Origin of the sequence: Pseudomonas sp. PP3 (genome assembly GCF_905336995.1) — a bacterium.
In the GTDB taxonomy this organism is placed as follows: Bacteria; Pseudomonadota; Gammaproteobacteria; order Pseudomonadales; family Pseudomonadaceae; genus Aquipseudomonas; species Aquipseudomonas reinekei.
The window spans coordinates 36,892-62,755 of sequence record NZ_HG995459.1; the positions used below are offsets into that span (position 1 = coordinate 36,892).

The following is a 25,864-nucleotide window of genomic DNA, read 5'->3' on the forward strand; positions in this document are numbered from 1 at the left end:
TATGCGTTGTCTGTTGTTCGCCTGTCTGTTGCTCGGCTCATTCCCTTCGTTTGCCCTGGATCGCTTTCAGGTCGAGGGTTACTCCCTGCGCAATGGCCTGCAAATTCTGCTCAAGCCCGGTGCGGAACGCGGGCACGTGGCGATCCGGCTGGTGGTCGGCGTCGGTATCGACGATTTCAACTGTGCGGAAAAAGAGTTGCCGCACCTGCTAGAACATTTGTTGTTCAGTGGCATCGACGCCAGCGGTGAAGGCGGACTGGAAGAGCGCATGCAAGCGCTGGGTGGCGAATGGAACGCCTACACCAGCAACGCCGACACCACGTTCGTGATCGAGGCCCCGGCGAAAAACCAGCGCAAAGTTCTTGATCTGCTCTTGGCGTTATTGACCCAGACCCGGTTCGACGACAACGCCATAAACGCTGCCAAACAAGTGGTCGAGCGCGAAGATGGCGGTCACTACTCGCATTTGCAACGCTGGCTGGATCGACAGGACCTGGGTCATACCGCCAGCAAGCAATTGGCCGTGGAACTGGGCCTCAAATGCTCCGAGCGCGCAGAAGTCGAGCAACTGACCCGCGAGCAATTGGAGAACGTCCGCAAGGATTGGTACGCGCCCAACAACATGACGCTGATCGTGGTCGGTGACCTCGATCGTTTGCTGCCGGCCTATCTGGAGCGCACCTACGGCACGTTGGTCCCGATCGAACCGGGTAATCACCTGCCGCTTCCGCAAATCCAGGCCAGCGCTGCTCATGAGCGCGTCCTGACGCGCGGGTTCCTCGGTGGCGGGGCCAAGCTGCACTGGCTGGTACCTGAGCCGGTGCTGGAGGATCAGCACGACCAAACCTTCGACCTGCTCAAGGATTACCTGGACTGGGCGTTGTATCGCCAGCTGCGGCTGGCGCACAGCTTGTCTTACGGCCCATGGGCCGAGCGTGAGGTGTTCGGTGGTGTCGGCTTCATGAGCCTCAATGCCGACCTTGAACGCAATGATGTGGACGAGGCCCTGGCGGTGCTGGACGACTTGAAGGCACAGCTACTCAAGGACGGCCTGAACGCCGAGACCTTCAACCGCCTCAAGCAGGCCGCCATTGCGCGCCAGGCCTGGGCCGTCCAAGGCAATAGCGCACTGGCCGATTACTACTGGAGTGCGCTGGGAGACTACGAGAATGGCCGTTTCACCAACCCCACCAAAGAGCTGCAAGCGGTATCCCTCGCCGAAGCGAACAAGGCGATGCGCGAACTGCTCCTGCAACCGGGGTATGTGCGGATTGAAAAGCCGCTGCTCAGCTATGACCAGTTGATGTGGGCGATTGTTGGATGGGTGGGGGTTTTGATTTTAGCGCTAGCGGGTTGGCAGATTTACCGCCGGCGATAGCCACGTCTTGGGGCGAGGGAGCAAGCGCCCTCGGCACAAAAAACACTATTCTCTGAAGGGATGTGTTTGATGGAAATGACGGGCACCCTCGCCACGCCGTCGCGCCAGCGGTAACCTGTCAGGGATTTTTCCTACGACTGATGTGAACCGCCGAATGCCGACCCTGACCCTCTACGTACAGCGCATCCTCGAGCTGATGAAGCGCTACCCCGGGGTCATTGCGCTCGGTGGTTTTGTTTCCGGGGTCGGCAGCTTCATTCTGGTGGATCGCCAACAGGGGCTGGCGAGCTGGATCACCACCATCATGCTGATCAGCTGGATCTGGCTGATGCTGGAAAACAGCCTGACCAAGCTGTTCACCCGGATCTTCAAGCGGGAAATCCCCCAGCCGTTGCTGCGTTACGCGACGCAGATGATCCACCAGGAAAGCCTGTTCTTCGTCTTGCCGTTCTTTTTCATCACCACGACGTGGAACAGCGGCCAGTTGTTCTTCACCGGGATGCTGGGCATTGCCGCGCTGATTTCCATCGTCGACCCGCTTTACTACAAATGGCTGGCGCCGCGTCGTTGGGCGTTCCTCGCGCTGCATACGCTGACCCTGTTCGCCGCCCTGCTCACCGCGTTACCGGTGATCATGCACCTGACCACCTCGCAAAGTTTCAAATGGGCGCTGGGTATCGCTGTGCTGTTGTCGTTCCCGAGCCTAGCGTCGATCTTCCCGATTCGCACCGTGCGCAATGCGCTGGCCATTCTGAGTATCACCATCGGCATCGGCGGTGTGGGTTGGGTGCTGCGCTCATGGGTGCCGCCGGCGACGCTGTGGATGACCGACGTGGCCATCAGCACACAGATGCAGGATCGCACGCCCGGTGCCAGCCTCGATGAGGTCAGCGTCGAGCAGATCCGTGGCGGTGGTTTGTACGCTTACACCGCGATCAACGCGCCCCGTGGCCTCGACGAGCGGATTTATCATGTGTGGCAGTTCAACGGCAAAGAGGTCGACCGCATCCCGCTGGACATCCACGGTGGGCGCAAGGAAGGCTATCGGGCCTGGACCCACAAGCAGAACTTCCCCGGTAACCCGGCGGGCAAATGGCAGGTCCGGGTACTCACCGAAGACGGCCAGTTGATTGGCGTGTTGCGCTTCAAGGTGGCGGACAGCACACCAGTCAAAGAAAAGTAAGGCCGTTCGTGCTATTACGTAGGTCAGCGTAATAGCCGAAAAAGCACGGAGCTTATGACCAGCAGCACATTGGCCGGCAATGCCCAACTGGACACCTCGCACGCCCCCGCTCAGATACGGGTGACGGGGGACTGGACGCTTGCCCATTACGCCGACCTCAAGCGCCTGAGCGATAAGCTCGAAGGCCAATACGACGACAGCACCCACATCGACCTCAATGGCCTCGGCGCCCTCGATACCGCCGGCGCTTCGTTGCTGGTGGAGTTGCTGGGCTCCGAGCGCCTGGGCCGATCCGCCGAGCACCCCGATTGCACCCTCTCATCTGCCGACCGCGCGTTGCTGCAAACGGTCTACCAGTCGCTGACGGATTTCTGCGTGCCGATCAAAGAGCCGGAAATCAGCGTCGGCATTCAGCTGCTGACCCGTATTGGTCGCGCCGTGGACAGCGTCTGGCAAGACACCTTGCAACTGCTGGGTTTCGTTGGCCTGATTCTGGAAACCATCGTCCGCGGCCTGTTCCGCCCCAAACGCTGGCGCATCACGCCGATGGTTGCGCACATTGAGCAGACGGGGCTGGACGCCGCGCCCATCGTTGCCCTGCTGACGTTTCTGGTGGGCGCTGTCGTCGCGTTTCTCGGGGCAACCGTACTAAGCACGTTCGGCGCCAGCGTCTTCACCGTGGACCTGGTGGCGTTTGCCTTCCTGCGTGAGTTCGGCGTGTTGCTGACCGCGATCCTCATGGCCGGGCGCACCGCCAGTGCGTTCACCGCGCAAATCGGCTCGATGAAGGCCAACGAAGAAATCGATGCGATCCGCACCCTCGGCCTCGATCCGATGGAGTTACTGGTCGTGCCGCGGGTCCTTGCCTTGCTGGTCGCGCTGCCGATGCTGACGTTTTTGGCGATGGTGTCGGGGATTGTCGGCGGTGGCGTGGTCTGTGCGGTATCGCTGGATATCTCGCCGGCGATGTTTCTCTCGCTGCTGCAATCGGACATCGGTGTTCAACACTTTCTGGTGGGGATGGTCAAAGCGCCCATTTTCGCATTCCTGATCGCCGCGATCGGCTGCCTGGAAGGCTTCAAGGTCAGCGGCAGCGCTGAGTCCGTCGGTGCGCACACCACGTCCAGTGTGGTGCAGTCGATTTTCGTGGTGATCGTGCTCGACGCCGTGGCCGCGCTGTTTTTCATGGAGATGAGCTGGTGAATCGTCGACCCCGAGTGCCCGCCGAGGCGGTGATCGAAGTCCGTGGGCTGTGCAACCGCTTCGGCAGTCAAAGCGTGCACGAAAACCTCGACCTGGATTTGTACAAGGGCGAGATTCTCGCCGTGGTCGGCGGCTCAGGCAGCGGCAAGTCGGTATTGCTGCGCAGCATTGTCGGTTTGCGCCAACCCAGCGAAGGCTTGGTCAAGGTGTTCGGGCAAAACCTGCCGACCCTGCCTGAACACGAGCGCTCGCTGATTGAACGGCGCTTCGGCGTGCTGTTCCAGAAAGGCGCCCTGTTCTCTTCCCTGACCGTGACCGAGAACGTCGCCCTGCCCCTGATCGAACACGCCGGCCTGAGCCGTGACGATGCCGAACATTTGGCGGCCGTGAAACTGGCCTTGGCCGGGTTGCCGCTGTCGGCGGCGGACAAATACCCGGCCTCCCTGTCGGGCGGCATGATCAAACGCGCCGCTCTGGCACGGGCCTTGGCGCTGGACCCGGATATCCTGTTTCTCGACGAACCCACCGCCGGCCTCGATCCGATTGGCGCTGCAGCTTTCGACCAGTTGATCCTGACCTTGCGCGATGCCTTGGGCCTGAGCGTTTTCCTGGTGACTCACGACCTCGACACGCTCTACACCATCACCGACCGGGTGGCGGTGCTGGCGCAGAAGAAAGTGCTGGTGGCGGACGCCATCGACAAGGTATCGGAAACCGACGACGCGTGGATCCACCAATACTTTCATGGCCCCCGCGGCCGCGCGGCATTGACAGCCGCACAACAGCTCAACGAGGTCTGACATGGAAACCCGAGCCCATCATGTATTGATCGGCCTGTTCACCGTCATTGTGGTGGCGGGCGCCCTGCTCTTTGGATTGTTCCTGGCCAAATCCAGTGTCGACACCCAGTTCAAGGACTACGAAGTCGTATTCAACGAGGCGGTCAGTGGCCTGTCCAAGGGCAGTTCAGTGCAGTACAGCGGGATCAAGGTGGGTGACGTGATAACGCTGCGCCTGGACCCGAATGATCCGCGCCGGGTGCTGGCACGGATCCGCTTGGGCGGAGATACGCCGGTCAAGGAGGATACCCAGGCCAAACTGGCGCTGACCGGTGTCACCGGGACTTCGATCATCCAACTCAGCGGCGGCACGCCACAGAGCCCGACACTCAAGGGCAAGGACGGTAACCTGCCGACGATTGTTGCATCGCCCTCACCCATCGCCCGTTTGCTCGAAGACAGCAACGACCTGTTGACCGGCGTGAACATGCTGATGCACAACGCCAACCTGATGTTTTCAACGGAAAACATCGAGCGCATCAGCAAGACTCTTGAGCATCTGGAGCAAACCACCGGGGTCATCGCCGACCAGCGTGGCGATATTCGCCAGGCCATGCAGCAGTTGTCCTCGGTGGGCAAGCAGGCCAGCACCATGATGGAACAAACCTCTGCGCTGATGCGCAACGCCAATGGTTTGCTCAACGATCAGGGCAAGCAGATGTTCGGCAGCGCCGAGCAGGCGATGAAGTCGCTGGAACAGAGCAGCGAGACGATCAACACGTTGCTGAGCGCCAATCAGGACTCGATCAACAACGGCATGCAGGGCCTCAATGGTCTGGCTCCGGCCGTGCGCGAGCTGCGCGAAACCCTCACCTCGCTGCGCGCCATCTCTCAACGTCTTGAGGCCAACCCCAGCGGTTACCTGCTCGGCAGTGACAAGCACAAGGAATTCACTCCATGAAGCTGCACTTCATCGCCCTCCTCGCCGGCTTCATGCTGATCAGTTCCTGCTCGATCCTGCCCAAGCCCGAGCCCTTCGATGTGTATCGCTTGCCTTCGGCCCAGAGTCATGCGGCGGGCGGTCATGGCGCGGCGCAGCGCTGGTCATTGCGCCTGACCAAGCTGCAGGCGAGCGAAGCATTGAACAGCCCGAACATAGCCGTCATCCCTCAGGGCGACGTGATCAGCAGCTATAAAGGCTCGCGCTGGAGCGACCCGGCACCGGTGCTGCTGCGCAATCGCCTGCTCGATGGATTCCAGCGCGATGGTCGCGTCTCGCTGCTGAGCACCGATGACAGCATTTTCCAGACGGACCTGGAGCTGGGCGGCGTCCTGCAAGCCTTCCAGACCGAATACCAGGGCACGAGTGCCAGCGTGGTGGTACGCGTGGATGCGTTGCTGGTGCGCAGCTACGACCAGCACATCCTTGCCAGCCGCCGCTTTGAAGTGCGCCAGCCACTCAGCGATGTGAAAGTACCGGCGGTGGTGGCCGGGTTTGGCCTGGCCAGTGATCAATTGACGACGCAAGTGGTGAATTGGGCGGTTGAGCAAGGGCAGAAAATTGTGCTGCCCGCGAGACCTTGAAGGTCTTGCGGACCTCATCGCTGGCAAGCCAGCTCCCACAGAAACTGCGCGGTCCTTGTGGGAGCTGGCTTGCCAGCGATAAATGCTGGATTCACCCGAAGAACCAGTAGCAAACCCCGATGGCCCCGAGCACGCCGGCCAGTTCCGCCAGTAATGCACACCCCACCGCATGCCGCGCACGCTGGATACCTACGGCACCGAAGTACACTGCCAGCACGTAGAACGTGGTTTCGGTACTGCCCTGCACCGTCGCCGCGACCAGTGCCGGGAAGCTGTCCACGCCGGACGTCTTCATGGTTTCTATCAGCATCGCCCGGGCGGCGCTGCCAGAGAACGGCTTGACCATAGCCGTGGGCAGCGCATCGACGAAACGCGTATCCCATCCAGCCCACTCCACCAGATGTCGAATCCCGTCCAGACCAAAATCCAGCGCCCCGGACGCCCGCAATACGCCCACTGCACAGAGCATCGCCACCAGGTACGGCAGCAGATTCTTCGCCACGTCGAAGCCTTCTTTGGCGCCTTCGACAAACGCCTCGTAGACCTTCACCTTGCGCATCGCGCCGATGATCAAAAACAGCATGATCAGCCCGAACAGCGTCAAATTGCCGAGGATCGACGACAAACCGGCCAGCGCCGCAGCAGACATGGTCCCCAGCAACGCCATGAAACCGCCAAGGAGCAGGGCGCCCGGAATCAGATAGGCCAGCACTACCGGGTCCCAGACGCGCAAGCGTTGCATGAACGCCACCGCGAGGAAGCCAACGATAGTCGAGCAACTGGTGGCCAGCAGGATCGGCAGGAACACCAGCGTCGGGTCGGGCGCGCCTTGCTGGGCGCGGTACATGAAGATTGTCACCGGCAGCAGGGTCAGTGAGGAGGCGTTGAGCACCAGGAACAGGATCTGCGCGTTGGTGGCGATGGTGGCGCTGGGGTTGAGTTCCTGCAGGGCTTTCATGGCTTTCAGGCCGATCGGCGTGGCAGCGTTGTCCAGGCCCAGGCCGTTGGCGGCGAAGTTGAGGGTGATCAGGCCAATGGCGGGGTGCCCGGCCGGGACTTCCGGCATCAAGCGCAGGAACAGCGGGCCGAGGGCCTTGGCCAGCCACTCGACAATGCCGGCTTTCTCGGCGATCCGCAGAAAGCCCAGCCAGAGGGTGAGGGTACCGAAAAGCAATACCATCACTTCGACTGACAACTTGGCCATGGCGAAAATGCTTTCCACCATTGCCGCGAAAATCCCGGCGTTACCGCCGATCAGCCACTGCGCCAGCGCCGAAATCGCGGCCACGATGAAGAAGCCAAGCCACAGGCCATTAAGCATCAGTCAAATCCCCCAAAAGATGGGCGAATGATAGCGGGGTGGTCAGAAACGACAAACCCCGGATTTCTCCGGGGTTTGTCTAAACGCTACACATCTGTAGGAGCCGGCTTGCTGGCGATTGGTGCACCGCGGTGTATCTGTCACACCGCGTGATCGTTCATCGCCAGCAATTCGGCTCCTGTCAGTTGCTGGAAACTTCGCCAGCCGGCAGCTTCTCTTTGCTGCGCCAGTGCGGCAGGGAGTTCCAGTAGCGCTGGCCTTTGGCATCGTCGTACATGCCTTCCCAGCGCGAGATAACCAGCACGGCCAGGGCGTTGCCGATCACGTTCAGTGCGGTACGCGCCATGTCCATGATGCGGTCGACACCGGCGATGAAGGCCAGGCCTTCCAGCGGGATACCCACGCTGCCCAGGGTGGCCAGTAGCACCACGAAGGACACGCCCGGTACGCCGGCGATGCCTTTGGAGGTGACCATCAGGGTCAGGACCAGCAGCAGTTGCTGGCTGATCGACAGGTCGATGCCGTACAGCTGAGCGATGAAGATGGCCGCGATGCTTTGGTACAGGGTCGAACCGTCGAGGTTGAACGAGTAACCGGTTGGCACCACGAAGCTGCAGATGGCTTTTGGCGCGCCGTAGGCTTCCATTTTCTCGATCACGCGCGGCAGCACGGTTTCGGAGGAAGCAGTGGAGTAGGCCAGCACCAGCTCATCCTTGAAGATGCGCATCAGCTTGATCACCGAGAAGCCGAACAGGCGGGCGATCAGACCCAGTACCACGAAGGCGAAGAAGGCAATGGCGACGTAAACCAGGATCACCAGTTTGGCCAGCGGCAGCAGGGACGCGAAGCCGAAGTTGGCCACGGTTACCGCGATCAGTGCGAAAACGCCGATTGGGGCGTAGTTCATGATCATGTGGGTGACCTTGAACATGCTTTCCGACACGCCCTGGAACATCGTGACCAGTGGATCGCGCAGCTCGGGTTTGAGGCTCGACAGACCGAGACCGAACAACACCGAGAAGAAGATGATCGGCAGCATCTCACCGCGCGCCATGGCTGCGAAGATGTTGGACGGGATCAGGTTGAGGATGGTTTCGATGAACGCGTGTTCATGCTGCACCTCAGCCGCGGTTGCCTGGTACTTGGAGATGTCCACGGTACCCAGGGTGCTCATGTCGATGCCGGCACCCGGATGGAACAGGTTGGCCAGCAGCAGGCCGACAACGATGGCAATGGTGGTGACGACTTCGAAGTAGATGATGGTTTTGAGGCCGATACTGCCGAGCTTCTTCGCATCACCCACGCCAGCAATGCCGACGATCAGCGAGGAGATCACGATCGGGATCACGATCATCTTGATCAGACGGATAAAGATATCGCCTGCCGGTTGCAGGACGTTGCTGATCCACCAGGCTTTCTCGGCACTGAAATGGTTGAGCAGCGCACCGATTGCAATCCCCAATACCAGACCGATGAGGATCTGCCAGGCGAGGCTAAGCTTTGCCTTCTTCATATCTTTACCCTTACTTCAGTTTGACTCGGGCAGGTGCGACAACTGGTTCGCTTGTGGCGAAAAAGTCGCTGCACCTGCCCCCGTATAAGGAGCCCCGGAGCGCTTGTTAGTGGCTCTCTGGCAGGCGAAAAAAGGCGCAACTATTCCGATGCAAGGAAGCGACGTCTAATGCCGTAAACGACTACCCTATGCCGAATCGGCATGAGGTCTTTTAGCCGTTAGCGACGTCGCAATCGGTTCGAATGTGACATTTCGGCGGCCATAAGTGCCGTGAACCGGCCATCACAGCGTCGATTGTGTGTTTTTTGATCAGTTGATTAGGCGGCGGATTTCGGGAAAATCCTACAAAGCAGGGACCAGATTTAGGGCGAGGCGCCGGCAATATTTCTCGATATACGGTCGCAGAAATTCACCGGGAAGCGTTTTTTCAAAAGCAGGCGGGGGCTTTTTTCGAGAATGCGAAAAAACAGCAGAGATCGTTCTGATTCAATTGCTGGGGTAAATAAGCTCTTCGCAAGTCCGTCGAGCCATCATTGACCGGCGAACTTGCGTCGCAGCTTTTCCTGACCCGGCCCTTGCGCAGGTACTCCCTGTACCCGTAGGTCACTCCGCCCCTGAAGCAGGCAGAACGTCCCGACCCCTTGGTCATGCGTCAACCTTCCTCAGGTGGCGCAGATGGAAAGAAGCGAGGCTTCTTTCTATTGTCTGAAACTCAATACCAGTTCGGATCTTTCTTGAGTTGTTCCATCAACAAGTCCTGCATGCCCTGATCCGGTTTCCCGAGGAAACGGTAGTTGGCATGTCGGGTTGGCGACTTGTCAGCAGGCAACCCCGAAGGCACCTCCACCAACATGGCGTAGGCATCCTTCTTGTCGAAGCTGACAGCGACAATCAAGCGTTTGTCAGTGCAGGTCGCCTGTGATTCACACAGCGGTCCTACCAGATACTTGTCGCCATCCTCTTCAACGGCATTCATTTGTTCGGCATCGCCGGACAGGTTCATCACCCATTCCGGCAGGCGTTCCTCTTTCTTGACGACGCCTTGCCAGGTGTCCCGATACTGCGGGTCGGCGTTCAGCAGCTCGTTGACCCGTGCCTGCCCATCATTGGCAGCAATTGCCATGGCACTACCGCCCAGTAGCAGGGCGGCTGCCAGTGTCTTTAACGAAAGGCTCATATTCAGCCTCGGCCGCGACGGCCAAAGAAGAAGGAAGCAATGAACATCACCAGGAACACGACAAAGAGAATCTTGGCGATACCCGTGGCGGTGCCCGCGATACCACCGAAGCCCAGTACGGCGGCGACAATGGCAATGATCAAGAACGTGATTGCCCAGCTCAACATGGTGATTCTCCTTACTTTTCTATTTAAAGGTGCTTGTCCCGGCGCATCGGAGGCGCCAAGTTTGTGTAATCAGAAAACCCAGCGCTCCTGACGGGGCATCTCATTCACAGGCTGGGCCTGGTCGACGTCCATCATTCGCATGGCGTTGCTGTCAGTCATACCGCTGGTGGCGGCGCTGAAATGGGTCTGGGTAGGGTGCTGAAACGACACGCGTGGCGCCGATTCCTGCTGGCTCAACTCCCAGCTCAGGAACTGCTGGCCGGCGATCAGAGTGACCAGCAGCGCAAAAACGCAAAACAAGCCTTGCTGGATATGCAGTGGCGAGACACGTAATTGGGCGGCACGTTGACGATTCATCCTGAGGCTCCTCCCACGCGGGGTATCGGGTTGAGGGCGGCTGTTGTTGCCCTTCGTTATTCTGGTTATTGCAGCCGTCATGCCAGCTTTTTTGTTGATAAAAAATCTATATAAATCAATTAGTTATGCAATAAGAAAAGAAGCGCTCGCTGGCATCCTGCACGATGGACCTTTGTGCGCCCGTGCGAAATGCACGATTGATCGCAAGCCATTACAATATTTTTGAATTGAGAGAAGGGCGTTACTGTCAGAAAAGGACGCAACTCATGGCGGCAGCAGATAGCTACCCTGGGATGGCGGTAATAGATCAGAATAAACCATGCAACTTGCCCGATTTTTCCGGGACTAACCAAGATCATTCATTAAGGAGCGTAGGAAAATGGAATCAGCCACTGAGCATCAAGGCCGTATTCTGCTGGTGGATGATGAGTCCGCCATCCTGCGTACCTTTAGATACTGCCTTGAAGACGAAGGCTACAGCGTCGCAACCGCCAACAGCGCCGCCCAGGCCGATGCGCTGTTACAGCGTCAGGTGTTCGACCTGTGCTTCCTCGATCTGCGTCTGGGCGAAGACAACGGCCTCGATGTCCTGGCGCAGATGCGCATTCAAGCGCCCTGGATGCGGGTAGTGATCGTCACCGCTCACTCGGCGGTGGACACCGCGGTGGATGCGATTCAGGCAGGCGCTGCCGATTACCTGGTCAAACCGTGCAGCCCCGACCAATTGCGTCTGGCCACGGCCAAGCAACTGGAAGTACGACAGTTGTCGGCGCGACTGGAAGCGTTGGAAGGTGAGGTGCGCAAACCCAAGGACGGTCTGGACTCTCATAGCCCGGCAATGAAAGTGGTGCTGGAAACCGCGCGCCAAGTGGCCGGTACCGATGCCAATATCCTGATTCTCGGCGAATCCGGTACCGGTAAGGGTGAATTGTCCCAAGCCATTCACGGCTGGAGCAAACGCGCCAAGAAGTCTTGCATCACCATCAACTGCCCGTCGCTGACGGCTGAACTGATGGAAAGCGAGCTGTTCGGTCACAGTCGTGGAGCCTTTACCGGCGCCAGCGAGAGTACGCTCGGTCGAGTCAATCAGGCCGATGGCGGCACACTGTTTCTCGACGAGATCGGCGACTTTCCCCTGGTTTTGCAGCCAAAATTGCTGCGATTTATCCAGGACAAAGAATACGAGCGTGTCGGGGATCCGGTCACCCGCCGCGCCGACGTACGCATCCTCGCCGCCACCAACCAGAACCTGGAAGACATGGTTCGCGATGGCCGTTTCCGCGAAGACCTGCTCTATCGGCTGAACGTCATCACCCTGCACCTGCCGCCGCTGCGCGAGCGCCGGGAAGACATCCTCAACCTGGCCGATCGCTTTCTCGCCCGCTTCGTCAAAGAGTACGCGCGCCCGGCCCGGGGTTTCAGTGATGAGGCCCGAGAGGCCATGCTCGGTTACCGTTGGCCGGGCAACATCCGCGAACTGCGCAACGTGGTGGAGCGGGCGAGCATTATCTGCCCGCAGGAGCGCGTCGAGATCACTCACCTGGGGATGGCCGAAACGCCGGTCAACAATGCCCCGCGCATTGGCGCAGCGCTGAGTCTGGACGAACTGGAAAAAGCCCACATCGGCGCGGTTCTCGCCACCGCCGGTACCCTGGATCAAGCCGCGAAGACGTTAGGCATCGACGCATCGACCCTGTATCGCAAACGCAAACAGTACAACTTGTGAGCGGCCTCCGATGAAACTGGCGATGAAGTTGCGGACCCGCCTGTTTTTAAGCATTTCCGCGTTGATCACCGTAGCGTTGCTCGGGCTTTTGCTGGGGCTGGTCAGCGTAATGCAGATGGCTGGAAGCCAGGAAGCACTGGTGCGCAACAACTTCGTCACCCTGGATCTGGGCCTCAAACTGCGCCAGACGCTGGGCGATCAGTTGGTCATTATGCTCAGCGAGCGCCCCGATTCCCAAGCCTTCGAAACTTCCAAGCAGCGTTATTTCGAGTTGCTGGAGCAAGGGATCGCTCACGAACCAGAGGACATGGGCAACGAATACGGATTCAAAAAAGCCAAGGCGGATTACTTGAGCTTTATCCGGGCCTATGAAATGTCACCCGACACAACCCATGTGCTGTCCGGCAACGATGAGCTCACTGAACGATTCAATGCGCTGCGCAATGGCTTGATCAACGAGCATAAGCGCGCCCTGGATAACATCGGCACGACCGAGCGCAAGGCGCGCGAGCGGGCGTTGCTGGTTGCCGGCCTGCTCGGGTTGGTCGGCCTGGCGGTATTGATCATCGGCTTCGTTACCGCTCACGCCATCGCCCGGCGTTTCGGCGAGCCGATCGAGGCGCTGGCAAAAGCGGCGGATAACATCGGGCAGGGAAATTTCGACGTCATGCTGCCGGTCTCTTCGGCTGTCGAGCTCAATCAGCTCACCCGGCGCTTCGGCATCATGGCCGAGGCGCTGCGCGAGCATCAGGCGACCAATATCGATGAGCTGCTAGCCGGTCAGCAACGCTTGCAAGCGGTGCTCGATAGCATCGACGACGGCTTGCTGATGATCGACCGTCAGGGCCATCTGGAACACCTCAATCCGGTCGCACAGCGTCAACTGGGCTGGGACAGTGATCGACTCGGCCAAGGCCTGGGCTCGGCGCTGGAACGTCCCGAGTTGGACGAGCAACTGCAACTGGTGCTGCGCGGTGGCACGCTGGAGCGGGCGCCGGAAGATCTGAGCATGGAGGTCGATGGCGAGACGCGATTACTGACCTATAGCCTGACGCCAGTGAGCCACACTCAGGGCCATATCCTCGGCGCAGTCATGGTGCTACATGACGTTACCGAACAGCGTGCATTCGAACGCGTGCGCAGCGAGTTCGTGTTACGCGCTTCCCATGAGCTGCGTACGCCGGTCACCGGCATGCACATGGCATTCGGGCTGTTCCGCGAGCGCGCGCATTTCCCGCAGGACTCCCGTGAAGCCGACCTGCTGGACACGGTGAACGAAGAAATGCAGCGCCTGATGCAGTTGATCAACGACTTGCTGAACTTCTCGCGTTACCAGAACGGCCTGCAAAAACTGACGTTGGCGCCATGTTCCATCGAGGATCTGTTGGAGCAGGCGCAGCTACGCTTCGCCAGTGCAGCTGCTGAGAAGGGCATCGAGCTGTTGATCGAGTTGCAGGCGCCAATGCCGCGCTTGCAGGCCGACCAACCGCAATTGGAGCGGGTGCTCGATAACTTGATCGACAACGCGCTGCGCCATACCGCTGCCGGCGGCTTGATCCGTTTGCAGGCGCGACGCCATGGCGACCGGGTGATCATCAGTGTCGAAGACAACGGTGAAGGCATTGCCTACGGGCAACAGGGGCGGATCTTCGAACCTTTTGTCCAGGTGGGCCGCAAGAAAGGCGGCGCCGGGCTCGGTCTGGCGTTGTGCAAGGAAATCGTGCAGTTGCACGGTGGCCGGATGGGCGTTTACTCACGGCCGGGGCAGGGCACTCAGTTCTATATGGCGTTGTCGGTTTAGGCTCTACGCTTCGTCATCCAGACGCCGGTTGGCCAAGCGGCGGCCACGAGTAATCAGCTCGATGAACTGCACGGCGCTCAGGGCGTGGGCGAACAGCCAGCCTTGACCGAACTTCACCCCCTCACTGCTCAGGAACGCTGCCTGGGCCTCATGCTCGATGCCTTCGGCAATCACCTTCAGGTGCAGGGATTGCGCCATATGAATGATGTGTGGGGCCACGCCACTGCTGGCGGCGTCGTGGCCCAGCGCGTCGATGAAGGCCTTGTCGATTTTCAGGCAGTCCACCGGCAGGGTTTGCAGGTAGGCAAGGCTGCAATAGCCTGTGCCGAAGTCATCGATCAGCACTTGATGCCCGACGTCGCGCAAGGCTTGCAGGTTTTCCCGGGCCACCACTACATCAATCAAGCCCCGTTCGGTCACCTCGAAGGCAATCTGTTTGGCTGCGACCCGGTGTAACGTCAGTAAGCGCGCCATCACTTGGCCGATGCGCGGGACCATCACATCGCACGCCGCCAGGTTGACCGAAATGTACAACTGCGGATTGGACCGCAGCAGTTGCCCGAGCTGTTCCAGCAGGCGTTGCAGGACGAAGTCAGTCATCTGGCGGATCTGCCCGCTGTTCTCTGCCATAGGAATGAACAGGTCGGGGCTGGTCAGGGTGCCATCGGGTCGTCGCCAGCGTAGCAACGCTTCGGCGCCGACGCAGTTGCGGCTATCGAGATCGAAGATCGGTTGATACAGCACCTGCAATTCGCCCCGGCGTATGGCACCGGTCAATTCGGCATCCAGGGACTGGCGTTGGCGCACCAACAGGAACACCAGGAAACCCACACAGGCTGCCAGCAGAAGGCAAGCCGGAAGCAACCACCACCATACCGGCGGTATGTGTGTACCGCTGCGCGGGCTGATCAGCACCAGTTGGTATTCCGGATTATCGGTGGGCATGCGGTAAATCAGACGGGTATGCGTGACCTGCAAGGCGTCGCGTTTTTGAGGCGGCCAGGCTTCGGAGGGTGGCCACGCCTGTGAAACGCCCAGCACCGGGATCGCCCGCGTGCCGTGGTCGAGGATGACCAACAGGCTGCTGCCCGGTGACAGGTCGACCATGTCGGTCAAGTGTCCGCGAGACGTCGCGACACGGAAATTGCCGCGCCCGAGCATCAGCGCGGCGCGGTTTTCATCGGGTTCGGTGGTGGTGTTCAACCAGTAGCTGTAGGTCGGCCCTTTGATGTCCGGTGCCCGCGCCAGCGACAAGCCTTCCTGGCGTGGGCGATTGGAACAGATTCGCGATTCGTCCATATAGGCCGCTTCATACACGAATCGATAGTTGAAGCTGACCTGCTGCAACGTGGCGATCATTTCGTCATCGCAGCTTCGCAGCGGTTGGGCCTCCAGGTCGTCGAGGCTCTCACGCAGTTGCCCGAACAACTGCTCAAGGCGAGCGAGAAACCGTTCGCCCTGGGCGTTCATTTCCTGGCTCTCTTCTTGTTCGAGCTGCTGGATGGCGACGAAATAACTGCCGGCCATCATCATCGTCGCGCTCAGGACAGCAGCCAGCATCGCCAAAAACCAGGGGCGAAAGAACCAACTACGAAATGTCTCGCGAGCAGCAGGCATTGTGGAATATCCGACGAATTACCAATGAGTTATAGCTGCTGATTGAGAAAACGCGCTGACCGTCGGGCGGGCGTCATTATTTTGTCTGGTTCAACACCTGTAGCAGCGCTGCAGTTTGGGCGTCCGGCGTACCGTCGAAGCGGGTAGGGCGGAAATGCATTTGGAAGGCGGCGAGGACATGCCGTGTGGCGACGTCCAGTTCGCCAGTCTGGGGTGTTTCATAGCCCATGCGTGCCAGCTGCGCCTGATACCAGGAAATGCTTGGCAGTTGCCTATCGAATTGCGTTTGCTGCCGGGCGACAGCCTGCTCGTTGGGCCAAATGCCGATGCCTTCGCCAGCCAGGCGTTTCCAGGGGAACAGCGGACCTGGATCGAGTTTGCGCAGTGGTGCGATATCGCTATGACCGATGATGCTGCGCGGGCTGATGTTGTAACGCTGGCTGATGTCCTTGAGCAGGACGATCAATGACTGGACCTGCGCTTCCGTGTAGGGATACCAGAGGCGGCCTGTCGGGGTGTCCTTGAAACCTGGGTTGACGATTTCGATACCCAGGGAGCTTGAGTTCAACCAGGTGCGGCCTTGCCACTGACTCTCCCCGGCATGCCAGGCGCGCAGGTTTTCATCCATCAGCTTATAAATGGTCGCGTTCTTGTCGTCGCCGATCAGGTAGTGGCTGCTGACTTCGCCGTGGGTCAGCAGTTGCAGCGAGCGCTCCATTGAAGCGGAGGTGTAGTGAACCACCACAAACTGGATGCGGCTGTCGTGGTTGGGCGATGGGTGACTGGTGTCGTAGCGGGGGCCGCTGGCACAGCCGGCCAAGACAATGAGTGACACGATGAGGGCAAAATATTTCATGGCGAAAGGCAATACACGCAAGACAGTAATGCAACAGTGTAACGTACTGCCTTGCATGCCGCGGGCAATCGCGATCATTTAAACAAAATGGAACAAATTGCCGCTTAACCCAGTTCTACCCGGTTACGTCCGGCATTTTTTGCCCGATACAGCGCTTGATCGGCTCTTTTGAGTACCAGATCGCTGTGCTCGCCGGGCTTGAATGCGGTAAGGCCCATGGAAATCGTGATCGTTACTCGCTCGCCCTTGAAGTGGAACGGGCAGGCTTCGATGGATGCCCGCAGGTGTTCCAGCAGTTTCAGGCCGGCCGCCGGCACTGTGGATGGCAATAACAGAACAAACTCTTCTCCGCCGAACCGGGCAATGAAGTCTGTCCCGCGCAGACGCTTGCGCAGCACCGTGGCGATGATCTTCAGCACTTTGTCACCCGCCAGGTGCCCGTAGTTATCGTTAATGCGTTTGAAATGATCGAGGTCGAGCATCGCCAGCATCAAGGTATTGCCGTGTTGCTGCCACTGGCCGATTTCGTGTTCCAGCCGTTCGCTCCAGGCGGCGCGGTTGGGCAGGCCGGTGAGCGGGTCGATCAAGGCTTTCTGACGTTGTTCTTCGAGGTGCTCGCGGAAACCCGAGGCTTCCTGCTCCATGTGCGCCACCCGTTCGGCCAGGCTTTGCAGGCGGGCGGCCACTTCTTGCTCGCGTTCGTCGCGTTGCTTGCGGTGCTCGTCCATGGTGCCGAGCAAGCCTTCCAGATGGTTTTCCAGAACGTGCTTGAGGTCCTCAAGGTCCGCCGCTTCGTGCATGCTGGTTTGCAGGCCGTCGACTTGTTCGCGTATTTGCGAATCCAGCGCATGCGCTGCCGATCGGCTGTCGGCATGATCGGCGCTGGCAGCTTGCAGGTTGCTCTGGAACGACTCGAGGCGTTCATTGAGTCGTAGCAAATAGGCTTCGAATTCGTGCTGGCCACTGTCCGAGATCGCCAGCATCAATGTCGCAAAATCGTCGAGGATCGGCAGTAATTCGTACCAGTTCAAGCCGTTTTTCAGGCGATCTCGCATCGATTCCGCTTGAGGGCGGTGGCGTTCGGGTAGCGTGAGATCGTCAAGCAGGCCGAGCAGGGTTTCCTCGATGTGCCTGGCTACCGAGCTGTAAGACGGTTCGGGGGAATCCGGCAGCGCATAAAACATGTCGTGCCCGAGGTGCTCGGGATCATCGGGTGTCGCGACGTCAGAAGGTGGTGAAGATGCCTCGGTTAGCGGAGCAGGGGTCAGTTCGTCCGGATTGATGTCCGGTTCAATCTGGCTCGCGGGCTCGACGATAACGGGCGGAGGCTCTTCAGGCTGTTGAACGACCACTGCACGATCGGCCTCGGGTGCCTCGTGCGGTTCAGTGATGAGTGCAACTAACGGTGCGACGGCGACGGGCTCCACGGGAACTGTCGACGTCGGGAGTGGCTGTGGATCGATGACCGCTGGCGATTCCACAGGCATTGGATCGGCTATGGATGGGACTTCACCGGTGTTTGCCGGGGTCACCGCCACCTGTGGCGTCGCCACCCATTCGGCAGGGCGCGCGTTGGCGGCTTGGTCGGCCGGGGCAGTGACGCGTGGTTCATCAGCGTCGCGATGCCCGAATAATCGCTGCAGCAGGCCTGGCCGTTCCGCTTCTGCTGGGTTGTCCAGTTGACTCAGGGCTTTACCTTGCAGGCCACTCAGTTCGCTGAGCAGCAACGGAATCTCGCGAGCCTGGCTGGCGCGGCTGTCCAGTTGCTTGGCGAAGTTCTTGAGGGGGCGACTTACTTCACGGGGCAGCGGCAACGTTTGCAGCTGAGTGACGAGGGCGTTCAACGCGGCGCTGGTCTGATTGACCCGTGTTTCCCGACGTTGCTCGGAGTCGAGCACGGCTTTTTCCAGGCGCGGGAGGAGGGCGGCGAGGCCGGCGTCCATGTCGTCGGAGCGCACGACTTCGCGCATTTCCTTCATGCATTGGTCAACGGCGCGATCGGTGCCCTCTGCTGCCAGGGTGCTGCGCACAAGTCCGCGACGCAACAAGTCGAGCCGGGCATCCCAACGCCGTTCGAGCTTTTCCTGTTGTTCAATGCTTTGGAGGTATTTCTCTTTCCAGCGCTGTGCTTCGTCGCTCATTCAGGGGTTCCGCGATGGGCAGGACTCAACGCGGGCAATGCATCGGCCGTGAGCGAACCCGGCAGACGAATCTCTACCGCGACCGGCAGGTGATCGGAAATGGGTTGGGCCAGCACCTCGACCTTTTCCAGGGTCAGGCTCGGGCTCAGTAGAATGTGGTCCAGGCAGCGCTGCGGACGCCAGCTGGGGAATGTCGCTTCCAGTTGCGGGGCGAGCAGGCCAAGGTCGCGCAACGGAGAGTTTTGCAGCAGATCGCTGGCGTGGGTATTCATATCGCCCATCAGGATCTGGTGCTTATAGCCGCCGATGACTTCGCGGATGTAAGCCAATTGCAGGCTGCGCGCGCGTGCGCCCAGCGCCAGGTGCATCATCACCACCACCAGCGCTTCCGGACCTTCGCCGAAACGCACCAGGATCGCCCCGCGTCCTTTCGGCCCGGGCAGCGGATGATCTTCGATCGCCCACGGACGCAGGCGACTGAGCACGCCATTGCTGTGCTGGCCGAGGCGTCCGAGATTGCGATTGAGTTGTTGATACCAGTAGGGAAAGGCGCCGAGCTGGGCCAGGTGTTCGACTTGATTGACGTAGCCTGAACGCAAGCTGCCGCCATCGGCTTCCTGCAAGGCGACCAGATCGAAGTCGCCCAGCAGATTACCGATCTTTTGCAGGTTGTCGGCGCGCCCGGTATGGGGCAGCAAATGCTGCCAGCCACGGGTCAGGTAATGACGGTAGCGCTCGGTACTGATACCGACCTGAATATTGAAGCTCAGCAAGCGCAGACGGCTGTCTGCGGGCAGGCCCGTCGATTCCAGATGATGTTCGTTGACCCGCGGATCATGCAGGCCAACGACGCGTTCAGTACCCCAGCGGCGCATGGCAGGTGCTGCCCTTAGTTGGCGGCAGCCTTGTTAGCCGCTCGCTCTTTGTCGACCAGTTTATCGGCCAGTTGCAAGGCTTGCTCGGCACCGCCGGCGGAGCCCACGTCAAAGCGATACTTACCGTTGACGATCATGGTCGGCACACCAGAGATTTCATATTTCTTTGCAAGCTCTTTGGCTTTGTTGATCTGGCCCTTGATGGCGAAGGAGTCAAAGGTAGCCAGGAACTTGTCCTTGTCGACGCCCTGCGTGGCCAGGAAGTCCGCCATGTCATTCTTGTCGGTCAGCTTCTTGTGTTCTTTCTGAATGGCTTCGAACACCGCAGCGTGCACCTTGTGCTCGACGCCCATGGCTTCGAGGGTCAGGAACATCTGGCCGTGTGCGTCCCAAGGACCGCCGAACATGGCAGGGATGCGAACGAAGTTCACGTCGGAAGGCAGCTTCTCGACCCAGGGATTGATCACCGGTTCGAACGCGTAGCAGTGTGGGCAGCCGTACCAGAACAGCTCCACCACTTCGATCTTGCCAGGCACGGCTACCGGAACCGGATTGCTCAGTTCGACGTAAGGGGCGGCTGGGGCTTCGGCGGCCTGGGCAGACATGCCGAACAGGCTGGCAGCGACAAGTGCGGCGCTGATGATCAGATTACGCATGCTTTACTCCTGGACAAATTTTATCGCCTCGCGCGACCTGTCTTCAGACAGATCCTGGCGGGCCTGAGTTCTGTAGTGTAACGGCAGCGGCCACAAAAAAGGGCGGCCAAAGCCACCCTTTTTATACTTGCTGCGACGGATTAATCGAGCGTTAACGTTGCAAGAGATGTATGCCTTGCACAACGCTCGATTCGCCGGTCTTAGTGCAGGCCCTGAATGTAGCTGGACACTGCGGCGATGTCTTCGTCGCTCAGCCGCTTGGCGATGGTCCGCATGGTCATCGCATCGCCATCATTGGTGCGGCCACCTTCTTCCTTGCGGAAATCGGTCAGTTGCTTGGCGATGTATTGAGCGTGCTGGCCACCCAGGTGCGGGAAGCCGGCTGCCGCGTTGCCTGCGCCGTTTGGCGAATGGCAGCCGGTGCAGGATGGCAAGCCCTTGGCCAGGTCGCCGCCGCGGAACAGTGCTTCACCGCGAGCCACGACTTTCGGGTCGGCGGCGCCGACGCTGCCTTTCTGGCTGGCGAAGTAGGCGGCGATGTCCGCCAGATCCTGGTCGCTCAGGTTGGTCAGCAGGCCGGTCATTTCCAGAACGGTGCGCTTGCCCGACTTGATGTCGTGCAACTGCTTGGTCAGGTAGCGTTCACCCTGGCCGGCCAGTTTTGGAAAGTTTGGCGCCATGCTGTTGCCATCCGGACCATGGCAGGCGCCGCAGACGGCGGCCTTTGCCTGGCCTGCGGCGGCGTCACCAGGTTTTACCGGCTCACCTGCGGCATAGGCAACGCCGGAGATCCCCACGGTCAACAGCAGACTCACGATCAATTTGTTCATCAGCTAATCCAACTACGGCTAAGGGTTAAAGAGTTATGGACCGGGTTTACTCGCTCATCCACTGGATGATGGCTTGGTAATCCTCGGCACTGCAGTCCATGCACAAACCACGCGGCGGCATCGCCTTGAAACCCTGGGTCACGTGTTGCACCAGCGTCTCCATACCTTTCGCCAACCTCGGCGTCCAAGCTTCCTGATCGCCCTTGCGGGGCGCCATGGGTAGTTGGCCGGAATGACAGGCACCACAAACACGGTTGTACACAGCTTCCGGATCCTGTGTAGCCTGAGCGCTGTAAAGCGGTATCAGGACACCGGCAGCTAGCAGCCATTTCGTCATAAAACGACCTTTTCAGGGTTGAGAGCGTTCTGCGTTCTAATGCGCAATCAAGGTCTATCGCTCCCGTGAACTTCATCCTGCGTTGGGACAAAGCGCACACAAAATCTGCGGCATTATATACTGGCGTCACTGAAACGGAAGCGACACTGCTTGCCGGACCCATTCCTGGCGCCGCCCACATCGGAAATCCCATGCAACTCAAGAATCCCATCCTCGGTCTGTGCCAACAGTCCACCTTCATGCTCAGCGCCGCCAAAGTCGACCAATGTCCGGATGACGAAGGCTTCGAAGTCGCCTTCGCCGGGCGTTCCAACGCCGGCAAGTCGAGTGCGCTTAACACCCTGACCCACGCCAGCCTGGCGCGCACCTCGAAAACCCCGGGGCGCACACAGCTGTTGAACTTCTTCAAGCTAGACGATGAACGCCGTCTGGTCGACCTGCCGGGTTACGGTTATGCAAAAGTACCGATTCCGCTCAAGCAACACTGGCAGCGTCACCTGGAAGCCTATCTGGGCGGTCGCGAGAGTTTGAAAGGTCTGATTCTGATGATGGACATCCGTCATCCAATGACCGACTTCGACTTGTTGATGCTCGATTGGGCCGTGGCTGCGGGCATGCCGATGCACATTCTGCTGACCAAGGCCGACAAGCTGACCTACGGCGCTGCCAAGAACACGCTGCTCAAAGTGCAGTCGGAAATCCGCAAGGGCTGGGGCGATCTGGTGACCATCCAGCTCTTCTCGGCACCAAAACGCATGGGCCTGGAAGATGCCTACACGGTATTGGCAGGCTGGATGGAGTTGGCGGACAAGGGTTCCGAAGCAGAGGCTCAGTAAGCGTCGAAAACTGCCTGGGGCGCGCTCAGGCAGTTTTCTGCGGGCAAAAAAAACCCCGGACTTCTTATGGGGAGGGGGAAGTTCCGGGGTTCAAGTTCTAGACCGCTAGGGCGGGGTCCAGATATCTGCCAACACTTAACACAACATAGGAGCATCGAAGGGCTTCACCAGCCATTCAGTATCTCTGAGTGGCATTTCACCAGATTAGTTCAGATTTTTTTCAAATGCCTTTGGAATAACCCCAAGCATTTTCCGGACTAAGCGCCCTTCGACCCTTCTGCCGCGGCACTATGCCGCGGCAGAAGCGCTCTATTTCAATCGGCTCAGTGAGCCTCATCCCAGTTATTGCCTACGCCAACTTCCACCAGCAGCGGAACATTGAGCTGCGCGGCGCCGCTCATGTGCACACGAATTTCGTTGCTGACCTGATCAACCAGGTCTTCACGCACCTCAAGAACCAATTCATCGTGCACCTGCAAAATGACCTTGGCGTCTAGGCCAGACGAAGCCAGCCATTCATCTACCGCCACCATGGCTTTCTTGATGATGTCTGCCGCCGTGCCTTGCATCGGTGCGTTGATCGCCGTGCGTTCTGCAGCGGCGCGTTCTTGCGGCTTGTTGGAGTTGATCTCGGGCAGGTACAAGCGTCGCCCGAAGAAAGTCTCTACAAACCCTTGTTCCGCCGCCTGCGCGCGGGTGCGGTCCATGTATTGGCGAACACCCGGGTAGCGGGCGAAGTAAGTGTCGATATACGCCTTGGCTGTCTTGGTATCGACACCAATGTCCTTACCGAGTTTCTGCGCCCCCATACCGTAGATCAGGCCGAAGTTGATCGCCTTGGCGCTGCGACGCTGATCGGAGGTCACCTCTGTCAAATCGACCTTGAAAACCTCGGCGGCCGTGGCGGTGTGCACGTCCAGGTTGTGGCGGAAGGCGTTCATCAGGCCTTCGTCCCCGGAAAGGTGGGCCATGATCCGCAATTCGATCTGCGAATAGTCCGCCGCCAGCAATTTGTAGCCGGTTGGGGCCACGAAAGCTTGGCGAATGCGCCGCCCCTCGGCGGTGCGCACCGGGATGTTCTGCAGGTTCGGATCGCTGGAAGACAGGCGGCCGGTGGACGCCACGGCCTGGTGATACGAGGTGTGAATCCGGCCGGTGCGCGGGTTGATCTGCTCCGGCAGACGGTCAGTGTAGGTGCTTTTCAGCTTGCTCATGGAACGGTATTCCATCAGCACTTTTGGCAACCGGTAGTCATCCTCGGCCAGCTTGGCGAGCACTTCTTCAGCGGTGGATGGCTGGCCCTTGGCTGTCTTCTTCAGCACCGGCAGGCCAAGTTTCTCGTAGAGAATCACACCCAGTTGTTTCGGTGAGCCAAGGTTGAACGCTTCGCCGGCGATCTCGAAGGCTTCGCGCTCCAGCGCGACCATCTTGTCGCCCAACTCGATGCTCTGCACGCCCAGCAGGGCGGCATCGACCAACGCGCCTTGGCGTTCGATGCGTGCCAGCACCGGCACCAGAGGAATTTCGATGTCGGTCAGCACACTGGCGAGGCTCGGGATCGCGTTCAGCTTTTCGAAGAGTGCCTGATGCAGACGCAAAGTGATGTCGGCGTCTTCGGCGGCATACGGGCCGGCCTGTTCCAAGGCAATCTGGTCGAACGTCAGCTGTTTCGCACCTTTGCCGGCTATGTCCTGGAAGCTCACGGTGGTGTGGTCCAGGTATTTCAGCGCCAGGCTGTCCATGTCATGGCGGGTCGCCGTGGAGTTGAGCACGTAGGATTCGAGCATGGTGTCGAACGCGATGCCACGCACAGTAATGCCGTTCGCTTGATCGCCGCCGATGGCGCAATTGGCCAGGATGTTCATGTCGAACTTGGCGTGCTGGCCGACCTTGAGTTTGTTCGGGTCTTCGAGAATTGGCTTGAGGGCACGCAGTACAGTGTCGCGATCCAGTTGCTCGGGTACACCGATGTAGGAATGGGTCAGCGGAATGTAGGCCGCTTCGTTGGCCTGCACGGCGAATGACAGGCCCACCAGTTGCGCCTGTTGAGCGTCGATGCCGGTGGTTTCCGTGTCGAAGGCGAACAGTTTGGCGTTGTTCAGCTTCTCCAGCCAGACGTCGAAACGCGCTTGATCGAGGATGGTTTCGTAAGCGGCTTCAGCAGCGGCGGCCGGTGCTTCGGCTTCGGGTGTGCTGAACAGGTCAACAGCCGGCGCAGGCTCGGCGGCACTGCTCAGCTCAAGGCGTTTGGCGTCGCGATCGAGGTCGTTCAGCCAGCTCTTGAATTCCAGCACGGTGTACAACTCGTAGAGCTTGTCCGGATCTTCTGCACCCATTTGCAGGTCATCGAGGCCGATGTCCAGCGGCACGTCGACCTTGATGGTCGCCAGTTGATAGGACAGGAATGCCATTTCCTTGTGCTCTTCGAGCTTGGCCGGCAGGGTTTTGGCACCGCGAATCGGCAGAGTCGGCACGATATCGAGCTGCGCGTAAAGCTCGGTCAGACCGCCATTCACGCCTACCAGCAGGCCGGAAGCGGTCTTCGGACCGATACCCGGAACGCCCGGGATGTTGTCGGACGAATCGCCCATGAGCGCCAGATAATCGATGATCTGCTCGGGAGCGACGCCGAATTTCTCCTTCACGCCCTCCACGTCCATGCTGCTACCGGTCATGGTATTGACCAAGGTAATGTGGCCATCGACCAGCTGTGCCATGTCCTTGTCGCCGGTGGAGATGATCACCGGACGGTCAGCCGCGGCGCTGCTGCGGGCCAGGGTGCCGATCACGTCATCGGCCTCGACGCCTTCGACGCATAACAGCGGGAAGCCCAGGGCGATCACGCTCTGGTGCAGCGGCTCGATTTGCACGCGCATGTCATCGGGCATGCTCGGACGGTTGGCCTTGTATTCGGCGTACATGTCATCGCGAAAAGTCCCACCCTTGGCGTCGAACACCACGGCGAACGGACTGTCCGGGTACTGCTTACGCAGACTCTTGAGCATGTTCAACACGCCCTTGACCGCACCGGTCGGCAGGCCTTTGGATGTGGTCAGCGGTGGCAGCGCGTGAAAGGCGCGGTACAGGTAAGAAGAACCGTCCACCAGGACGAGGGGGGCTTGGCTCATGAGCAGGATCAACCTTTTCGGCGGGTCCGGCGCTAGAATAGCGGGACCGTTGACGACAAAGGGACAAGGTTATCATGCGCACACTAAATCGCCTGTTGCTGGCTGGCTTGTTTGCAATCACACCCATAACCGTCATGGCGGCGGACGATGCGCCATCGCCGGAACCGGATGTAACCATTCGCACGGAAGGCGATAACACGATCAAGGAATACCGCCAGAATGGCTTCCTGTATGCCATTCAGGTAACGCCGAAGGGCGGAAAACCGTACTTTCTGGTGCGCGCCGATGGATCGGACGGTAATTTTATCCGCTCGGATCAGCCCGATATGCTGATTCCGTCGTGGAAGATTTTCGAGTGGAAGTAGTTTCTTAATTTCAATCGGCGTTGGCTCAATAGCG

23 protein-coding genes are annotated in these 25,864 nt (G+C 59.5%); 10 read left to right on the forward strand and 13 right to left on the reverse strand.

The window, feature by feature from the left end:
- Position 1: 1 nt before the first annotated feature.
- The 6 genes from KHO07_RS00170 to KHO07_RS00195 all read left to right on the forward strand — a co-directional run bounded on the left by KHO07_RS00170 (position 2) and on the right by KHO07_RS00195 (position 6,127).
- Entirely contained in the window at positions 2–1,378 is a 1,377-nt protein-coding gene (locus tag KHO07_RS00170) for an insulinase family protein (RefSeq protein WP_212626184.1), read from the forward strand.
- A gap of 154 nt (positions 1,379–1,532) precedes the next feature.
- Positions 1,533–2,561 (forward strand): DUF5924 family protein, encoded by a 1,029-nt coding sequence (locus KHO07_RS00175; protein WP_212626185.1) that lies wholly within the window; start codon positions 1,533–1,535, stop codon positions 2,559–2,561.
- 54 nt (positions 2,562–2,615) lie between these two features.
- Positions 2,616–3,764 carry an ABC transporter permease gene (locus KHO07_RS00180; RefSeq protein WP_212626186.1) on the forward strand — a complete coding sequence of 383 codons (1,149 nt, stop codon included), beginning with the start codon at positions 2,616–2,618 and terminating at the stop codon, positions 3,762–3,764.
- Positions 3,761–4,564, forward strand: a complete 804-nt coding sequence (locus KHO07_RS00185) for an ATP-binding cassette domain-containing protein (protein WP_150733969.1) — start codon at positions 3,761–3,763, stop codon at positions 4,562–4,564. Before KHO07_RS00180 ends, KHO07_RS00185 begins: the two co-directional genes overlap by 4 nt.
- A 1-nt stretch (position 4,565) precedes the next feature.
- Complete coding sequence (locus KHO07_RS00190) at positions 4,566–5,504, forward strand: MlaD family protein (RefSeq protein ID WP_212626187.1); 939 nt, start codon at positions 4,566–4,568, stop codon at positions 5,502–5,504.
- Positions 5,501–6,127: an ABC-type transport auxiliary lipoprotein family protein gene (locus tag KHO07_RS00195; RefSeq protein WP_150733971.1), complete on the forward strand. Its 627-nt coding sequence runs from the start codon at positions 5,501–5,503 to the stop codon at positions 6,125–6,127. The genes KHO07_RS00190 and KHO07_RS00195 overlap by 4 nt, the downstream gene beginning before the upstream one ends.
- A 91-nt stretch (positions 6,128–6,218) precedes the next feature.
- Here the strand turns inward: KHO07_RS00195 and KHO07_RS00200 are convergent, their stop codons facing one another.
- From KHO07_RS00200 to KHO07_RS00220, 5 genes are all read right to left on the reverse strand, one after another.
- Entirely contained in the window at positions 6,219–7,448 is a 1,230-nt protein-coding gene (locus KHO07_RS00200) for a spore maturation protein (protein WP_150733972.1), read from the reverse strand.
- Positions 7,449–7,629: 181 nt separating this feature from the next.
- Positions 7,630–8,961 carry a glutamate/aspartate:proton symporter GltP gene (gene gltP / locus KHO07_RS00205; RefSeq protein WP_056854221.1) on the reverse strand — a complete coding sequence of 444 codons (1,332 nt, stop codon included), beginning with the start codon at positions 8,959–8,961 and terminating at the stop codon, positions 7,630–7,632.
- Positions 8,962–9,673: 712 nt separating this feature from the next.
- Positions 9,674–10,138, reverse strand: coding sequence for an inhibitor of vertebrate lysozyme family protein (locus tag KHO07_RS00210; RefSeq protein WP_150733974.1), 465 nt, complete (start codon positions 10,136–10,138; stop codon positions 9,674–9,676).
- 2 nt (positions 10,139–10,140) lie between these two features.
- On the reverse strand, positions 10,141–10,305 hold the full coding sequence (locus KHO07_RS00215; RefSeq protein WP_003170804.1) for a DUF1328 domain-containing protein: 165 nt from the start codon (positions 10,303–10,305) through the stop codon (positions 10,141–10,143).
- Positions 10,306–10,374: 69 nt separating this feature from the next.
- Positions 10,375–10,662 (reverse strand): hypothetical protein, encoded by a 288-nt coding sequence (locus KHO07_RS00220; protein ID WP_212626188.1) that lies wholly within the window; start codon positions 10,660–10,662, stop codon positions 10,375–10,377.
- A 379-nt stretch (positions 10,663–11,041) separates the two neighbouring features.
- On the opposite strand from KHO07_RS00220, the gene algB reads away from it, so the two are divergent.
- Positions 11,042–12,388: a sigma-54-dependent response regulator transcription factor AlgB gene (gene algB, locus KHO07_RS00225; RefSeq protein ID WP_150733976.1), complete on the forward strand. Its 1,347-nt coding sequence runs from the start codon at positions 11,042–11,044 to the stop codon at positions 12,386–12,388.
- Between the two features lie 10 nt (positions 12,389–12,398).
- Positions 12,399–14,189: a KinB sensor domain-containing domain gene (locus KHO07_RS00230; protein WP_212626189.1), complete on the forward strand. Its 1,791-nt coding sequence runs from the start codon at positions 12,399–12,401 to the stop codon at positions 14,187–14,189.
- Between the two features lie 3 nt (positions 14,190–14,192).
- Here KHO07_RS00230 and KHO07_RS00235 read toward each other — a convergent pair whose 3' ends face one another.
- The 7 genes from KHO07_RS00235 to KHO07_RS00265 all read right to left on the reverse strand — a co-directional run bounded on the left by KHO07_RS00235 (position 14,193) and on the right by KHO07_RS00265 (position 21,501).
- The gene (locus KHO07_RS00235) at positions 14,193–15,806 is read right to left on the reverse strand and encodes an EAL domain-containing protein (protein WP_212626190.1); all 1,614 of its coding nucleotides are present in this window, start codon (positions 15,804–15,806) and stop codon (positions 14,193–14,195) included.
- A 76-nt stretch (positions 15,807–15,882) separates the two neighbouring features.
- Positions 15,883–16,662, reverse strand: coding sequence for an N-acetylmuramoyl-L-alanine amidase (locus KHO07_RS00240; protein WP_212626191.1), 780 nt, complete (start codon positions 16,660–16,662; stop codon positions 15,883–15,885).
- A gap of 104 nt (positions 16,663–16,766) precedes the next feature.
- Entirely contained in the window at positions 16,767–18,803 is a 2,037-nt protein-coding gene (locus tag KHO07_RS00245; protein ID WP_212626192.1) for a GGDEF domain-containing protein, read from the reverse strand.
- Complete coding sequence (locus KHO07_RS00250) at positions 18,800–19,678, reverse strand: endonuclease/exonuclease/phosphatase family protein (protein WP_075946899.1); 879 nt, start codon at positions 19,676–19,678, stop codon at positions 18,800–18,802. The genes KHO07_RS00245 and KHO07_RS00250 overlap by 4 nt, the downstream gene beginning before the upstream one ends.
- Before the next feature lie 14 nt (positions 19,679–19,692).
- A complete protein-coding gene (gene dsbA / locus KHO07_RS00255) occupies positions 19,693–20,334 on the reverse strand; it encodes a thiol:disulfide interchange protein DsbA (RefSeq protein WP_212626193.1) in 642 nt (213 codons plus the stop codon).
- 200 nt (positions 20,335–20,534) lie between these two features.
- Entirely contained in the window at positions 20,535–21,164 is a 630-nt protein-coding gene (locus tag KHO07_RS00260) for a c-type cytochrome (RefSeq protein ID WP_212626194.1), read from the reverse strand.
- A gap of 46 nt (positions 21,165–21,210) precedes the next feature.
- Positions 21,211–21,501: a c-type cytochrome gene (locus tag KHO07_RS00265; RefSeq protein WP_046818664.1), complete on the reverse strand. Its 291-nt coding sequence runs from the start codon at positions 21,499–21,501 to the stop codon at positions 21,211–21,213.
- A gap of 191 nt (positions 21,502–21,692) precedes the next feature.
- Between KHO07_RS00265 and yihA the strand changes: the two genes are divergently transcribed.
- The gene (gene yihA, locus KHO07_RS00270) at positions 21,693–22,337 is read left to right on the forward strand and encodes a ribosome biogenesis GTP-binding protein YihA/YsxC (protein ID WP_150733984.1); all 645 of its coding nucleotides are present in this window, start codon (positions 21,693–21,695) and stop codon (positions 22,335–22,337) included.
- Between the two features lie 323 nt (positions 22,338–22,660).
- Here the strand turns inward: yihA and polA are convergent, their stop codons facing one another.
- A complete protein-coding gene (gene polA, locus KHO07_RS00275) occupies positions 22,661–25,465 on the reverse strand; it encodes a DNA polymerase I (protein ID WP_150733985.1) in 2,805 nt (934 codons plus the stop codon).
- Positions 25,466–25,539: 74 nt separating this feature from the next.
- Here polA and KHO07_RS00280 point away from each other — a divergent pair, with 74 nt between their 5' ends.
- Entirely contained in the window at positions 25,540–25,830 is a 291-nt protein-coding gene (locus tag KHO07_RS00280) for a DUF2782 domain-containing protein (RefSeq protein WP_150733986.1), read from the forward strand.
- The last annotated feature ends 34 nt before the right edge of the window (positions 25,831–25,864 follow it).

Excerpts from the sequence above, each read along its gene's own strand:
- KHO07_RS00170 (WP_212626184.1), top strand. The coding sequence starts at position 2 with ATGCGTTGTCTGTTGTTCGCCTGTCTGTTGCTCGGCTCATTCCCTTCG.
- KHO07_RS00175 (WP_212626185.1), top strand. The coding sequence starts at position 1,533 with ATGCCGACCCTGACCCTCTACGTACAGCGCATCCTCGAGCTGATGAAG.
- KHO07_RS00180 (WP_212626186.1), top strand. The coding sequence starts at position 2,616 with ATGACCAGCAGCACATTGGCCGGCAATGCCCAACTGGACACCTCGCAC.
- KHO07_RS00190 (WP_212626187.1), top strand. The coding sequence starts at position 4,566 with ATGGAAACCCGAGCCCATCATGTATTGATCGGCCTGTTCACCGTCATT.
- KHO07_RS00195 (WP_150733971.1), top strand. The coding sequence starts at position 5,501 with ATGAAGCTGCACTTCATCGCCCTCCTCGCCGGCTTCATGCTGATCAGT.
- KHO07_RS00200 (WP_150733972.1), bottom strand. The coding sequence starts at position 7,448 with ATGCTTAATGGCCTGTGGCTTGGCTTCTTCATCGTGGCCGCGATTTCG.
- gltP (WP_056854221.1), bottom strand. The coding sequence starts at position 8,961 with ATGAAGAAGGCAAAGCTTAGCCTCGCCTGGCAGATCCTCATCGGTCTG.
- KHO07_RS00210 (WP_150733974.1), bottom strand. The coding sequence starts at position 10,138 with ATGAGCCTTTCGTTAAAGACACTGGCAGCCGCCCTGCTACTGGGCGGT.
- KHO07_RS00215 (WP_003170804.1), bottom strand. The coding sequence starts at position 10,305 with ATGTTGAGCTGGGCAATCACGTTCTTGATCATTGCCATTGTCGCCGCC.
- KHO07_RS00220 (WP_212626188.1), bottom strand. The coding sequence starts at position 10,662 with ATGAATCGTCAACGTGCCGCCCAATTACGTGTCTCGCCACTGCATATC.
- algB (WP_150733976.1), top strand. The coding sequence starts at position 11,042 with ATGGAATCAGCCACTGAGCATCAAGGCCGTATTCTGCTGGTGGATGAT.
- KHO07_RS00230 (WP_212626189.1), top strand. The coding sequence starts at position 12,399 with ATGAAACTGGCGATGAAGTTGCGGACCCGCCTGTTTTTAAGCATTTCC.
- KHO07_RS00235 (WP_212626190.1), bottom strand. The coding sequence starts at position 15,806 with ATGCCTGCTGCTCGCGAGACATTTCGTAGTTGGTTCTTTCGCCCCTGG.
- KHO07_RS00240 (WP_212626191.1), bottom strand. The coding sequence starts at position 16,662 with ATGAAATATTTTGCCCTCATCGTGTCACTCATTGTCTTGGCCGGCTGT.
- KHO07_RS00245 (WP_212626192.1), bottom strand. The coding sequence starts at position 18,803 with ATGAGCGACGAAGCACAGCGCTGGAAAGAGAAATACCTCCAAAGCATT.
- KHO07_RS00250 (WP_075946899.1), bottom strand. The coding sequence starts at position 19,678 with ATGCGCCGCTGGGGTACTGAACGCGTCGTTGGCCTGCATGATCCGCGG.
- dsbA (WP_212626193.1), bottom strand. The coding sequence starts at position 20,334 with ATGCGTAATCTGATCATCAGCGCCGCACTTGTCGCTGCCAGCCTGTTC.
- KHO07_RS00260 (WP_212626194.1), bottom strand. The coding sequence starts at position 21,164 with ATGAACAAATTGATCGTGAGTCTGCTGTTGACCGTGGGGATCTCCGGC.
- KHO07_RS00265 (WP_046818664.1), bottom strand. The coding sequence starts at position 21,501 with ATGACGAAATGGCTGCTAGCTGCCGGTGTCCTGATACCGCTTTACAGC.
- yihA (WP_150733984.1), top strand. The coding sequence starts at position 21,693 with ATGCAACTCAAGAATCCCATCCTCGGTCTGTGCCAACAGTCCACCTTC.
- polA (WP_150733985.1), bottom strand. The coding sequence starts at position 25,465 with ATGAGCCAAGCCCCCCTCGTCCTGGTGGACGGTTCTTCTTACCTGTAC.
- KHO07_RS00280 (WP_150733986.1), top strand. The coding sequence starts at position 25,540 with ATGCGCACACTAAATCGCCTGTTGCTGGCTGGCTTGTTTGCAATCACA.